6 protein-coding genes and 1 pseudogene are annotated in these 13205 nt (G+C 72.7%); 6 read left to right on the top strand and 1 reads right to left on the bottom strand.

Going from position 1 to position 13205, the window contains the following annotated elements; genetic code table 11:
• Positions 1–138 precede the first annotated feature (138 nt).
• From ligA to J7462_RS26645, 6 genes and pseudogenes are all read left to right on the top strand, one after another.
• A complete protein-coding gene (ligA, locus tag J7462_RS26620) occupies positions 139–2277 on the top strand; it encodes an NAD-dependent DNA ligase LigA (protein WP_219468020.1) in 2139 nt (712 codons plus the stop codon).
• A gap of 191 nt (positions 2278–2468) precedes the next feature.
• A complete protein-coding gene (locus J7462_RS26625; protein ID WP_219468024.1) occupies positions 2469–4841 on the top strand; it encodes a bifunctional diguanylate cyclase/phosphodiesterase in 2373 nt (790 codons plus the stop codon).
• Between the two features lie 189 nt (positions 4842–5030).
• Positions 5031–5336 (top strand): Asp-tRNA(Asn)/Glu-tRNA(Gln) amidotransferase subunit GatC, encoded by a 306-nt coding sequence (gatC, locus tag J7462_RS26630; protein ID WP_088641698.1) that lies wholly within the window; start codon positions 5031–5033, stop codon positions 5334–5336.
• A gap of 112 nt (positions 5337–5448) precedes the next feature.
• Positions 5449–6923: pseudogene (gene gatA, locus J7462_RS26635) on the top strand (Asp-tRNA(Asn)/Glu-tRNA(Gln) amidotransferase subunit GatA).
• A gap of 13 nt (positions 6924–6936) precedes the next feature.
• Positions 6937–8436 (top strand): Asp-tRNA(Asn)/Glu-tRNA(Gln) amidotransferase subunit GatB, encoded by a 1500-nt coding sequence (gene gatB, locus J7462_RS26640; protein ID WP_219468026.1) that lies wholly within the window; start codon positions 6937–6939, stop codon positions 8434–8436.
• Between the two features lie 154 nt (positions 8437–8590).
• A complete protein-coding gene (locus J7462_RS26645; protein WP_219468029.1) occupies positions 8591–10948 on the top strand; it encodes a transketolase C-terminal domain-containing protein in 2358 nt (785 codons plus the stop codon).
• A gap of 618 nt (positions 10949–11566) precedes the next feature.
• On the opposite strand, the gene J7462_RS26650 is transcribed toward J7462_RS26645, so the two are convergent.
• Positions 11567–13201 carry a metallophosphoesterase gene (locus J7462_RS26650; RefSeq protein ID WP_219468032.1) on the bottom strand — a complete coding sequence of 545 codons (1635 nt, stop codon included), beginning with the start codon at positions 13199–13201 and terminating at the stop codon, positions 11567–11569.
• Between the last annotated feature and the right edge of the window lie 4 nt (positions 13202–13205).

A 13205-nucleotide genomic window follows, 5' to 3' on the forward strand; every position in this document is an offset into this window, starting at 1 on the left:
CGGCGATCGTCGCACGCCCCGGGGCCGGCCGCCCGTCGGGCGGGGTGGGGCAGGCAGGGGGAATGTCCCACCGGCCGGTTACCGTGCTCCAGTAGCGTGATCACGGGGGAGGTTCGCACGGTGTCCGGAGGCGACAGGGTGTCGGAAGAAGAGATTCCCCAGCAGGTCAGCGCGGCCCAGGAGGCGGCGGCCGGCGGTGAGCCCACCCCCGAGGCCCGGGAGCGGCACGCCACGTTGGGTCAGGAGCTGACCGAACACCAGTACCGCTACTACGTCCTCGATGCGCCGACCATCACCGACGCCGAGTTCGACAGGCAGTTGCGCGAGCTGGAGGCGTTGGAGGCGGAGTACCCGGCACTGCGTACCCCCGACTCGCCGACACAGCGGGTCGGCGGCACCTTCTCCACCGATTTCACCCCGGTCACCCACGCCGAGCGGATGCTGTCGCTGGACAACGCCTTCGCCGACGAGGAGCTGGCCGCCTGGGCCGAGCGGGTCGAGCGGGACGCCGGTGGCCCGGTGCCCTACCTGTGCGAGCTGAAGGTCGACGGCCTGGCCATCAACCTGACCTACGAGAAGGGTCGGCTGGTCCGCGCCGCCACCCGGGGCGACGGGCGCACCGGTGAGGACGTCACCGCCAACGTGCGCAGCATCCGCAGCGTGCCGGCCCGGCTCACCCCGTCCGACGAGTTCCCCGACGTTCCGGAGCTGCTGGAGGTGCGGGGCGAGATCTACTTCCCGGTCGCCGGGTTCGCCGACCTCAACGCCAGCCTGGTCGAGCAGGGCAAGGCGCCGTTCGCCAACCCGCGAAACGCCGCCGCCGGCAGCCTGCGCCAGAAGGATCCCCGGATCACCGCGTCCCGGCCGCTGCGGCTGGTGGTGCACGGCACCGGCGCCCGCACCGGCTTCCGGCCGGCCACCCAGTCCGAGTCGTATGCGGCGCTGAAGGCGTGGGGGCTGCCGACCAGTGACCGCTGGCGGGTGGTGCCCGACCTGGCCGGCGTGGCCGAATACATCGCCCACTACGCCGAGCACCGGCACGACGTCGAGCACGAGATCGACGGGGTGGTCGTCAAGGTCGACCCGGTGCCCATCCAGGGTCGGCTCGGCTCGACCAGCCGGGCGCCCCGGTGGGCGATCGCCTTCAAGTATCCGCCGGAGGAGGTCAACACCACGCTGCTCGACATCGAGGTCGGCGTCGGGCGGACCGGCCGGATCACCCCGTACGCGGTGCTGGAGCCGGTGCACGTGGCCGGTTCGACGGTCGCCCAGGCCACCCTGCACAACGCCCGCGAGGTCGAACGCAAGGGGGTGCTGATCGGCGACACGGTGGTGCTGCGCAAGGCCGGCGACGTGATTCCCGAGGTGCTCGGCCCGGTCATCGAGCTGCGACCCGCCGACGCCCGCCCGTTCGTCATGCCCACCCACTGTCCGTCCTGTAACACGCCGCTCGCCCCGGCCAAGGAGAGCGACGTCGACATCCGCTGCCCCAACACCCGCAGCTGCCCGGCGCAGCTGCGGGAACGGGTCTTCCACCTCGCCGGGCGGGGCGGCTTCGACATCGAGGTGCTCGGCTACAAGGGCGCCGCCGCGCTGCTCGACGCCGAGATCATCGGCGACGAGGGTGACCTGTTCGCCCTCGACGCCGCGCAGCTCGCCCGCTCGCCGTTCTTCGTCAACAAGGACGGCAGCCTCGGCACCAACGCGACCAAGCTGCTCGACAACCTCGCCGTGGCCCGGGAACGCGACCTGTGGCGGGTGCTGGTGGCGCTCTCCATCCGGCACGTCGGGCCCACCGCCGCGCAGGCCCTGGCCCGGCACTTCCGTTCGGTGGCGGCGATCGAGGCGGCTGCCGAGGAGGAACTGTCCTCGGTCGACGGGGTCGGTCCGACCATCGCCGCCAGCATCAAGGAGTGGTTCGCCGTCGACTGGCACCGCGACGTGGTCCGCAAGTGGGCCGAGGCCGGGGTCCGGATGGCCGAGGAGGCGGTCGACGAGGGGCCGCGCCCGCTGGAGGGGATCACCGTGGTGGTGACCGGCACGCTCGCCGGGTTCAGCCGGGACCAGGCGGCCGAGGCGATCCAGAGCCGGGGCGGCAAGGTCACCGGTTCGGTCTCCAAGAAGACCGGCTTCGTGGTGGTCGGCGACAACCCCGGGTCCAAGGCCGACAAGGCGGCCGGGTTGAAGGTGCCGGTGCTCGACGAGGACGGCTTCCGGGTGCTGCTCGACGCCGGCCCGGAGGCGGCCCGCGAGGTGGCCCGGGTCGAGGAGAGCTGAGCGTCCGGCCGCTGACCTGACCGTCCGCCCGTCCTGCTCCGCCCATAGGTGAATCTTGGGGTCGTATACCAACTTAGTCACGACTACGACCGATTCGTGGCTGTCGTACGGGTCCACCGGCACCCAGGGCGTTTCATGGTGGCAGGTGTGCGACCGGCGTACACCCTGATGGGGCGTGCCCGGGAGGTGCGATGGAGACCGCCGACCCCCGCAACTCGTTCCCGGGCGGGCAGGAGGGGCCGTTCCTGGGCCTCGTCGTCGGGGTGATCGGCCTGGCCGTGCTGGCCTGCGTCGGGCCGCTGATCGACCTCGTCGGCCGGCTGGACCAGCTCCCGGTGGCGTTCTGGACGATGGCGGTGCTCGCGGTCGGCTGCGACGCCCGACCCTTCATCCCCTCGGGACGCCGGCAGACCTCAGCGGTCTTCCCGTCCACCTGTTTCACCTTCGCCATCCTGCTCGGCTGGGGGCTCGGGCCGGCGGTGCTGGTGCAGGCCGTCGCGGTCGCCGTCTCCGGCGTACGGCTGGGCCACGCCCCCTGGCGGACCACCTTCAACGCCGCCCAGTACGCCTGCGCGCTCACCGCCGCCCACCTGGTGCTCCGGCTCGGACCGGGCGGGCTGTTCGACGACGACCGGGTGGGCTGGACCGACGTCCTCACCGCCGGGGGTGCGACCGTCACCTGGTTCGTCGTCAACTACGGGCTGGTCAGCACCGCGTTGCGGCTGCGCTTCGGTGGCCGGTGGTGGCCGGCCGCCCGGCAGGGGCTGCCCTTCGAACTGCTCTCCACCGGTTCGCTGCTGCTGCTCGCCCCGGTCCTGGTCACCGCAGCGCGGGCCAACGCCGCGCTGATCCCGCTGGTGCTGGTGCCCCTGTTCGCGGTCTACCGGATGGCGCACCTCTCCGACGAACAGGTCCAGCTCGCCGCCCTCGACCCGCTCACCGGCCTGCCCAACCGCAAGGCGCTGCTCGCCGAGGTGGCCGAGCAGGTGCACCGGCATGCCGAGCGGGTCGCCCGGGGGGACCGCGGCGCACAGGTGGCGCTCCTGCTCATCGACCTGGACCGGTTCAAGAACGTCAACGACGCGCTCGGCCACGCGGTCGGTGACCGGCTGCTGGTCGAGGTGGGTGCCCGGCTCGCCGAGGTGATCGGGGAGCGCGACCTGCTGGCCCGGCTGGGCGGGGACGAGTTCGCGATCGTGGCCGGTGGGCTCGACGGGGTGGCCGAGGCCCGGGAGTTGGCGGACCGGGTGGTCGCCGCGTTGGCCGAACCGGTGTCGCTGGACGGGCTGCCACTGGACGTCGGCGGTTCGATCGGCATCGCGCTCTTCCCCGACCACGGCGAGGACTACGCCACCCTGATGCGCCACGCCGACGTCGCCATGTACGACGCGAAGCACCGCAACGACACCGTCGCCATGTACGCGGCCGAGTCCGACCACAACTCCGCCGAGCGGTTGGCGCTCCTGGCCGACCTGCGGCGCGTACTGGAGGCGGGGCCGACGGGCGGGCGGGCCGTGCGCGGCGGTGACGGCGCGACACTGCCGTCCCGGCTGGCCCCCGTCGACGGACCCGCCGGTGGCCCGGCCCCCCGCGTCGGCGGACCGGGCCGGTGGTGGCTGCCGCGCCGACGGCAGCGGCCCACACCGGTGCACCCCGACGAGTTGTTGAACCGGATCCTCACCGGTGCCGACCCGGTCCGCCGTCACGGTGGGGTCCCGGAGCACCGGCCGGCCGTGCCGACCCCGGCGGCGCAGGACGTCGCGCCCCCGGCCGGCCCGGCGGAGGTCGGCGAGATCACCATGTACTACCAACCGCAGGTCGCCATCGCCACCGGCGAGGTGGTCGGGGTGGAGGCGTTGCTGCGTTGGCGGCACCCGCGCCGGGGGATGGTCGACCCGGAGGAGCTGATCCGGGTCGCCGAGCAGAGCGCCGTGATGCGCCTGCTCACCTACCGGGTGATCGACGACGTGGTGGCGCAGCTCGCGACGTGGTCGGCGGCCGGGATCACCCTGCGGGCGGCGGTCAACGTCAGCGTGCGGGACCTGCACACCGGGGAGATCGTCGACCGGATCGCCGACCGGCTCGCCGGTGCCGGGGTACGCCCGGAACGGCTGCAGCTGGAGATCACCGAGGGGGCGCTGATGGCCGACCCCCGACGGGTGCTGGCCACCATCACCCGGCTGCACCAGCTGGGGGTCGCCATCTCGCTGGACGACTTCGGCACCGGCTACTCGTCGTTGCAGCACCTGCGCCGGCTGCCGCTGTCCGAGGTGAAGGTGGACCGGTCGTTCGTGCTGGGGATGGCCGAGGACGCCGACGACGCGGCGATCGTCAAGTCGACGATCGAGCTGGCCGGTGCGCTCGGCCTGCGGGTGGTCGCCGAGGGGGTCGAGGACGAACGGACCTGGCGGCTGCTGCACGCGGCCGGTTGCGACGCCGCGCAGGGCTGGTTCTACGCCCGCCCGATGCCCGCCGACGAGTTGACCGCCTGGCTGGCCCGCTACCGCCCGCTGAGCCCCGTCCCCAGCCCGGACGCCGAGATCCCCCGCCGGCACGCCCGCTGACGGTCGCCGGCACATCCACGGGGGTGGGCGGGCGGCCCCCGGACCGGCCGGCGGCCCGGACGCAGGGGGAGTCGGAGGTGTCGGGGTGAGCGCAGGACAATAGACTCGCTCCGGTCACCGCGCGTCAATCCCGTCGACGGCGCGGCCGGCACACCGAGACGCAGCAGCACAGCCACGAAGGGGGCACCGATGGCCGCCATCTCCCGCGAGGAGGTCGCGCACCTCGCGCGACTGTCGCGGCTCGCCGTCACCGAGGAGGAGCTGGACACCTTCGCCGGCCAACTGGACGTGATCCTCCAGTCGGTCGCGCAGGTCGGCGAGGTCACGGCGGCGGACATCCCGCCGACCTCCCACTCGGTGCCGCTGACCAACGTGCTCCGCGACGACGTGGTGGTGCCCGGGTTGACCCCGCAGGAGGCGCTGTCGGGTGCCCCCGACGTCGCCGAGCAGCGGTTCCGCGTCCCGCGCATCCTGGACGAGGACGTGGCGTCGTGAGCGGGTGTGAACGTGACACCGGGTGTGATCCGGTGAGCGGGCGGGGCGAGCGAACCATCGAGCACAGTGCGCCGGGTGTCCGGGGCGCCGGTGAGCGGAGCGAGGCGACGGCATGACCGACCTGACCAGAATGACCGCGACCGACCTGGCCGGCCTGGTGGCCTCGGGGGAGACCTCCGCGGTCGAGGTGACCCGGGCCCACCTGGACCGGATCGCCGCCGTCGACGACCGGGTGCACGCGTTCCTGCACGTCGACACCGAGGGGGCGCTGGCCGCCGCCCGCGCGGTCGACGAGCGGCGGGCCGCCGGTGAGCAGCTCGGACCGCTGGCCGGGGTGCCGGTGGCGGTGAAGGACGTGCTCACCACGAAGGGCGTACCGACCACCGTCGGCTCCAAGATCCTGGAAGGCTGGCGTCCGCCGTACGACGCGACGATCGTGCAGCGGCTGCGCGCGGCCGGCACGGTGATGCTCGGCAAGACCAACATGGACGAGTTCGCGATGGGTTCCTCCACCGAATACTCGGCGTACGGCCCGACGCACAACCCGTGGGACACCGACCGGATCCCGGGCGGCTCCGGCGGGGCAGCGCCGCCGCGCTGGCCGCGTACGAGGCCCCGCTGGCCATCGGCTCCGACACGGGTGGCTCGATCCGCCAGCCCGGCGCGGTCACCGGCACCGTCGGCGCGAAGCCCACCTACGGCGGCACCTCCCGGTACGGCCTCGTCGCGTTCTCCTCCTCGCTGGACACCCCGGGCCCGTGTGCCCGTACGGTGCTCGACGCGGCCCTGCTGCACCAGGTCATCGGCGGGCACGACCCGCGCGACTCCACCTCCATCCCGCAGCCGGTGCCGGACGTGGTCGCCGCCGCGAAGCTCGGTGCGACGGGCGACCTGACCGGGGTGAAGCTCGGCATCGTCAAGGAGTTCACCGGTGAGGGCGCGGAGCCGGGCGTGATGGCCGCGTTCCGCGAGTCGGTGGACACCCTGGCCAAGCTGGGCGCCGAGATCGTCGAGGTGTCCTGCCCGCACTTCCGGTACGCGCTGCCGGCGTACTACCTGATCGCGCCGAGCGAGTGCTCCTCCAACCTGGCCCGGTTCGACGGGGTCCGGTTCGGGTTGCGGGTCGGTGACGACGGCAACCGGTCGCTGGAGGAGGTCATGTCGCTGACCCGGGAGGCCGGGTTCGGCGCCGAGGTCAAGCGGCGGATCATGGTCGGCACGTACGCGCTGTCGTCGGGCTACTACGACGCCTACTACGGGCAGGCGCAGAAGGTCCGTACCCTGATCACCCGGGACTTCACCTCGGCGTTCGAGCAGGTCGACGCGCTGATCTCGCCCACCACGCCGTTCGTGGCGTTTCCGATCGGGGCGCGTACCGCCGACCCGTACCAGATGTACCTGGCGGACCTGTTCACCATCCCGACGAACCTGTACGGCGGGCCGGGCATCTCGGTGCCGTGCGGCCTGTCCGAGGGGCTGCCCGTCGGTCTGCAGGTGATGGCCCCGACGATGGCCGACGACCGGATGTACCGGGTCGCCGCCGCGCTGGAGTCCGTGGTCGGCACGTTCACCCCACCGGCACTGTGAGGCTGGAGTTCAGATGACGACGACACTGCCCGCGTACGACGAGGTCGTTGCGCGTTACGAGCCGGTGATCGGCCTGGAGACCCACGTCGAGCTGGGCACGAACACCAAGATGTTCTGCGGTTGCCCGACCGACTTCGGTGGGGAGCCCAACACCCGGGTCTGCCCGGTGTGCCTGGGCCTGCCCGGTTCGTTGCCGGTGGCCAACAAGGCGGCCATCGAGGCGACCATCCGGATCGGCCTGGCGCTGAACTGCTCCATCGCGCAATGGTGCCGGTTCGCCCGGAAGAACTACTTCTACCCGGACATGCCGAAGGACTTCCAGATCAGCCAGTACGACGAGCCGCTGTGCTCCGACGGCTACCTGGACGTCGAGGTGAACGGCGAGCTGGTGCGGATCGGCATCGAGCGGGTGCACCTGGAGGAGGACACCGGCAAGACGCTGCACGTCGGTGGGGCCACCGGCCGCATCCACGGGGCGACCGAGTCGCTCGTCGACTACAACCGGGCCGGCATCCCGCTGGTGGAGATCGTCACCAAGCCGGTCCCCGGCACCGGTGCGCTCGCCCCCGAGGTCGCCAAGGCGTACGTGACGGAGCTGCGCGACGTGCTGCGTTCGCTGGGCGTCTCCGACGTGCGGATGGAGGAGGGGTCGCTGCGCTGCGACGTCAACACCTCCCTCAACCTGCCGGGCGAGGAGTGGGGCACCCGCACCGAGACCAAGAACGTCAACTCGTTGCGGTCGGTGGAGCGGGCGGTCCGCTCGGAGATCCTGCGGCAGGCGTCGGTGCTGGACGCGGGCGGCCGGATCACCCAGGAGACCCGGCACTTCCACGAGGACACCGGGGACACCACGCCGGGCCGGTCCAAGGAGACCGCCACCGACTACCGCTACTTCCCGGAGCCGGATCTGGTGCCGCTCGCCCCGGACACCGCCTGGGTGGCCGAGCTGAAGGCGGCCCTGCCGGAGCTGCCCCGGCTGCACCGTCGCCGGCTCCAGGAGCAGTGGGGCCTGTCCGACCTCGACATGCAGTCGGTGCTCAACGCCGGTGCGGTCGAGCTGATCGAGGCGACCGTGGCGGCCGGCACCACCCCGGCGGCGGCCCGCAAGTGGTGGCTGGGTGAGCTGTCCCGCCGGGCCAACGAGACGGGTGTGGAGCTGGCCGACATCGGGGCCACCCCGGCGCAGGTCGCCGAGCTGCAGGGCCTGGTCGACGCGGGCAAGCTCAACGACAAGCTGGCCCGGACGGTGCTGGAGGGCGTGGTCGACGGCGAGGGTTCGCCCACCGAGATCATGACCAACCGGGGTCTGGAGGTGGTCTCCGACACCGGCGCGCTCACCGCCGCCGTGGACGAGGCGATCGCCGCCAACCCGGCCATCGCCGACAAGATCCGCAGCGGCAAGGTCGCCGCCGCCGGTGCGCTGGTCGGCGCGGTGATGAAGGCCACCCGTGGCCAGGCCGACGCCAAGACCCTCCGTGACCTGATCCTGGAGCGCCTCGGCGTCCAGGGCTGACCCGAGCGGGCCGGAGCCGAGGCTTCCCGCCCGCGACCGGCGAGGGCCGCCGTCGTGACCCGACGGTGGCCCTCACCCCTTCCCCCGGGGTACGCGCGCGACCCGCGCGACCCCCCACCGAGGGCGTCAACGGCGACGCCCGGATGGAGTTGCCGTGAACGAGCACGACCTCGACGTCCTCGACGAGATCCAGCGGCGGGTGCTGTGGCTCGCCACCCGGATCGTGGACGCGGCCAACCACGACCGGGACACCGGCGACGGGGTGAAGGTCGGTGGGCACCAGGCGTCGAGCGCCTCCCTGGTCACCGCGATGACCGCGCTGTGGTTCGCCCACCTGGACGCCGAGGACCGGGTGGCGGTCAAGCCGCACGCCTCCCCGGTGTTCCACGCGATTCAATACCTGCTCGGCAACCTGGACCGGTCGTACCTGACGCAGCTGCGGGCGCGGGGCGGGTTGCAGTCGTACCCGTCGCGGACGAAGGACCCGGACGAGGTGGACTTCTCCACCGGTTCGGTCGGGTTGGGCGCGGCGGCCCCACTGTTCGCCGCGGTGACCCGCCGCTACGTCGACGCCCACTTCGGGGCCCGCCCGCACTCCCGGTTCGTCGCGTTGATCGGCGACGCCGAGCTGGACGAGGGCAACATCTGGGAGGCGGTCGCCGACCCGGCCACCACCGGCCTCGGCAACGTGATGTGGCTTGTCGACTTCAACCGGCAGTCGCTGGACCGGGTGGTGCCCGGCATCCGGATCGACCAGTGGCGGGGGCAGTTCGAGGCCGCCGGTTGGCACGTCGTCGAGGTCAAGTACGGCCGTCGGCTGGCGCAGGCGTACGCCCGGCCGGGTGGGGCGGCGCTGCGCGACTGGATCGACCGGATGCCCAACGAGCAGTACCAGTCGCTGTTCGGGTTGGCCGGGCCGGCGCTGCGGCAGCAGTTCCTGGACGGGGCGCCCGACGGTATCGCCGGGTTCATCGCCGATCTGACCGACGAGGAGCTGGCCCCGCTCGTCACCGACCTGGGCGGGCACGACCTGGCGGCGATGCTCGACGCGTACGCCCAGTGCGACGCGGTCACCGACCGGCCCAGCGTCGTCTTCGCGTACACCGTCAAGGGGTGGGGGTTGCCGCTCGCCGGTAATCCGCGCAACCATTCGGCGTTGCTGTCCACCGGGCAGGTCGACGTGTTGCGGGCGGCGCATGGCCTGACCACCGCGACCGAGTGGGACCGGCTCGACCCGGCGAGTCCGGCCGGCATCCGGGCCGGCGCGCGCCGTGAGGCGCTGGCCCGCGCGCCCCGCCACCGCTCGCTGGGGGTCACCGTCCCGGAGTCCACCGGGGTACGCACGCAGAAGCCGATCTCCACCCAGGAGGCGTTCGGGCGGGTGCTGGTGGAGCTGGCCCGGGACCCCCAGGTCGCGCCCTACCTGGTCACCACCGCGCCGGACGTGGCGACCTCCACCAACCTGGCCGGGTTCATCAACCGGACCGGGGTGTTTGCCCCGACGGAGCGGCGGTCCTGGTCGCAGGACCGGATGCTGCGCTGGACGGAGAGCCCCGCCGGGCAGCACATCGAACTGGGCATCTCCGAGATGAACCTGTTCCTGCTGCTGGGTCAGCTCGGCCTGTCCTGGGACCTGTCCGGGCAGCCGCTGCTGCCGGTCGGCACCGTCTACGACCCGTTCGTGCTGCGCGGGCTGGACGCGTTCCTCTACGGCACCTACTCGGGTTCCCGGTTCGTGGTGGCCGGCACCCCGTCGGGCGTCACGCTGGCCCCGGAGGGTGGCGCCCACCAGTCGACCATCACCGCCTCCGTCGGCCTGGAACTGCCCGGGGTCACCTTCTGCGAACCGGCGTACGCGACCAGCCTCGACTGGTTGCTCTGTGACGCGTTCGGGCAGATCGCGCAGGGCGCTGCGCCGGCCGCTACCGCCGCGCCGGCCGAGGACGGGGCGTACTACTTCCGGTTGAGCACCCGCCCGCTGGACCAGACACCGTTCGAGGCGGCCCGGGTCCGCCTCGGCGACGCGGTGCTGCGCCGGCAGGTGGTCGCCGGGGCGTACCGGCTGGTGGACGCGCACCAGGCGTACCCGCAGCTGGCCGACGCGCCGGTGGTGACCCTGGCCGCCTCGGGGGCGGTGCTGCCGGAGGTGCTGGCCGCCGCCGCCGAACTGGCCGACGAGGGCATCGCCGCGCACGTGGTCGACGTGACGAGCCTGGACCGCCTCTACCGGGCGTGGCAGCGCACCCTGCGCCAGGGCGTGCGTACGGCGACCGTGCCGAGCGTGCCGGGCGCGTTGCGGGCCGCCTTCGGGGACCGTACCCCCCTGGTGACCGTGCACGACGCGGCCTCGCACGCGATGGCCTGGCTCGGCTCGGCGCTGGGTGTGCCGGCGGTGCCGCTCGGGGTGGACGAGTTCGGCCAGTCCGGCAGCGTCCGCGAGCTGTACGAGCTGCACGACCTGCTCCCCGGCAGCATCGTCAACGCCGCCCTGGCCGCCCTGTCCCTACGCTGACGGGTCAGCGGGTGCCGCGATGGTGCCTCGCGTGGCCCGGGCCATCTCCGGTTCGGGAAACCCACCCCTCAGCGCGGCAGGCCACCTGTCTGATTACCTTCTGTAATTGTTGTGGTTGGTGCCGCACGAGGTCACTCTGAGTGTTCTTCCTGGCGGTCCTCGTGATGTGGGTCTGCATCCTTTGCTCTGCTGCCATAGAGGCGACACGGCTTTGAGCAGGGAGAATGCAGAACACTGCGACTGGGGACGATTGGCAGCTTCCTGACGGAAGGTAACTGTCGCGGTGAGGGCAGCAGAGCAAAGGATGCGGGTGTGCATAGGTGGGTGCGGCCTGGAGGTGACGCTTGGTGACATTGGTGGAGGTGGTGGGTGGGGCGTTCGCGCATCAGAGGCCCTGGCGGTGGGCGTGCAGCCATCGGCAATGCGCCGGCAGCGGCGGTGGCGTGGCGGCGGTCCACCCGCTGACGTCGGCTGGGCGCCGGTCGCCTGGCGGACGTCGGCTGTGCGCCGCCGCCTGCCCCGGCCGCCGGCCCGTGCCCCGGCTGCCGGCTCCTGCCCCAGCCGCCTGCCCCAGCCGCCTGCCTGACCACGGTGTGTCGGCGGTCTGCCTGTCGGGGGTCAGCTGGTCGGGGTGGGGGCCGGCGAGGTGGGGGTCGGGGCGCTCCCGGAGGGGGACGCCGACTCCGACGCGCCCCGGGTCGGGGTCGGGGTGACCGGGACGTCGGCGCCCTTCGCCGGATCGCGGATCACGTGACGTTCCAGGTTCACCTGGGCCTGCCCGGTGCCGCCGACCGTGATGTCGTCGTAGGCCTGGAGCAGCTTCTGCTGGTCGAAGTAGAGCACCGACATCGACAGCGGGGTCGGCTTCTCGCCCTCCAGCCCGCGTAGGCCGGCACCGCCGGTGGAGCCCTCCACCATCAGCTGGGTCGGCTGCTGGCCGTTCACCTGCGGCAACTTCGACATCTGGCGGGCGTGGGTGTGCCCGGCCAGCACCAGGGGGCAGGTGCCGGAGAGCGGCCCGGCCGACGCCGGATCGTGCACCAGGGCGATGTTCACCGGTCGCGGCGAGCTGCGGATCGTGCCGGCGAGCGTCTCGCCGGCCCCGATGACCTGGTCGGCGACCTGGGCGGTGAGGCCGCTGCCGGCCGGCGAGGTCTCCTTGTCCGGGGTGAACCGGGGGTCCCCGATGCCGGCGATGGTCAGCCCGGCGACGGTGGTGGTCGAGTTGTTCAACACCACCGCGTTGGGTTGCCGGGCCACCGCCGCCGCCGTCCTGGGTGAGTCGTGGTTGCCCCGGATGTAGACGTACGGCTTCTTGAGCAGGCCGATCGACCCGACGTACGACGCCTCGGGTTCGCTGCCCCAGTCGGTCAGGTCACCGGTATCGATCACCACGTCGATGCCGAACTGCTCGACCACGGTGCGGATCAACTGCCAGCCGGTCGGGTTGAGGTGCATGTCGGAGACGTGCAGCACCCGGGTGGTGCCCGGTGCCGGCTCGTACACCGGCAGGGCCGAGACCGTGGTGTAGAGCTGGCTGACGTTGCCGACCAACCGTTGCAACTGCTCGGCGTAACGGCTGTAGTCGTTGGCGATCCGCCGGGCGTCACCGACGATCGCCGGGGCGTTGACCAGCAGCCCCTCGTACCGTGGCTCCTCGATGGCCTGCGGGCGCAGGGTGCCCGCCGCGAGCCCGAGGCTGCCGACGGTGACCACCAGGGCCACCCCACCGGCCCAGGCGGTCCGCCGGGTGTCCCGGAAGACCAGAGCCGCCAGGATCAGGGTGACCAGCACCGCCGCGCCGAGGGTACGCAGACCGAGCCGCAGCACCCCGTTACGGACGTCCGTCACCGCCGACTGGCTGGCCCGGCTGATGCTGGCCGGGTCGTCGATCAACGCCTCGGTCTTACGCTGGTCCAGCGCCCCCAGGCCCACCGTCAGGTGGGTCGGACCCTGGTGGCTGTCGAGCTGTAGCGCCCCCAGCGGGGGGATGTCGACGGTGGTGCCGCCCCGCACGGCCGGCGCGAGGGTCAGGTCGGCGCGGAACGGGCCGATGTCGGTGCTGACCCGACCACCGGCGAACACCCCGATGACCGTTCCGGTCAGCGCGACCAGCAGCACCGCCAGCACCACGCCGGCCCGGCGCGTCCCCCTTGACCGGCCGGTGGGCCACCGGGGCGACCAGCGCCGCTCACGCCGGGCGGGGGTGTCGTCGTCCCCGGGCCCGCGCTGCTCGTTCTCCTGACCGTCCATGCTG

The sequence above is a fragment of the Micromonospora sp. RL09-050-HVF-A genome, assembly GCF_019374995.1.
Taxonomy (GTDB): Bacteria; Actinomycetota; Actinomycetes; order Mycobacteriales; family Micromonosporaceae; genus Micromonospora; species Micromonospora antibiotica.

Excerpts from the sequence above, each read along its gene's own strand:
- J7462_RS26625 (WP_219468024.1), top strand. The coding sequence starts at position 2,469 with ATGGAGACCGCCGACCCCCGCAACTCGTTCCCGGGCGGGCAGGAGGGG.
- gatC (WP_088641698.1), top strand. The coding sequence starts at position 5,031 with ATGGCCGCCATCTCCCGCGAGGAGGTCGCGCACCTCGCGCGACTGTCG.
- gatB (WP_219468026.1), top strand. The coding sequence starts at position 6,937 with ATGACGACGACACTGCCCGCGTACGACGAGGTCGTTGCGCGTTACGAG.
- J7462_RS26650 (WP_219468032.1), bottom strand. The coding sequence starts at position 13,201 with ATGGACGGTCAGGAGAACGAGCAGCGCGGGCCCGGGGACGACGACACC.